We start from the raw sequence: 503 nt of genomic DNA, 5'->3' as shown, positions 1-503 counted from the left end.
AGATGCGCGACGGCGTCCAGAACACCCACGTGCAGCGGTCGGATCTCGAACTGGGCCGTGTCCAGCTCTTCGTGGAAGGCACCTCGTTCACCACGGCAGAAGTCATGGGCCGGGAAGCCGGAGTCGACCGCCGGACGCTGTTGGGCGCGGTGGTCGAGTGATCCGTTCTTGTGCTGGACCAGATGGGAACCTGGCCGATCACCTGTGGTGCTCACGCGATTCTCCGGGGACGGCGGGCTGGCTGCGCGACCGTAGCCGGCGGAAGGCGGTGAGCCACTCACTGGTTCGCTGGAGAGCTCAAGTCACCGGTTACGCTACGCCCACCGTAGTGTACCGTGGGTTTCATGTTCACCGCACTGATCACGGGCGGAACCTCGGGCATCGGGGCCGCCTTCGCCAAAGCACTGGCCGCCCGGGGGTTGAATCTGGTGCTGGTTGCTCGCGACCCAGCTCGCCTGGATCAAGCGGCACAAGAGCTTCGGGCCCGGTACCGGATCGAGGTC

At 65.8% G+C, this 503-nt stretch carries 2 protein-coding genes; one reads left to right on the top strand and one right to left on the bottom strand.

The window, feature by feature from the left end:
- Nucleotides 1-215, bottom strand: a 215-nt coding sequence (locus GTW58_RS14165; RefSeq protein ID WP_168023666.1) for a hypothetical protein, incomplete at its 3' end; no start/stop codon positions are given.
- Between the two features lie 129 nt (nucleotides 216-344).
- Between GTW58_RS14165 and GTW58_RS14160 the strand changes: the two genes are divergently transcribed.
- A partial coding sequence (locus GTW58_RS14160; protein WP_168023665.1) for an SDR family NAD(P)-dependent oxidoreductase occupies nucleotides 345-503 on the top strand: 159 nt, incomplete at its 3' end.

It is taken from the genome of Kocuria subflava, from assembly GCF_012163155.1.
GTDB lineage: Bacteria > Actinomycetota > Actinomycetes > Actinomycetales > Micrococcaceae > Kocuria > Kocuria subflava.
This window is presented reverse-complemented; position numbering and strand designations above follow the sequence as displayed.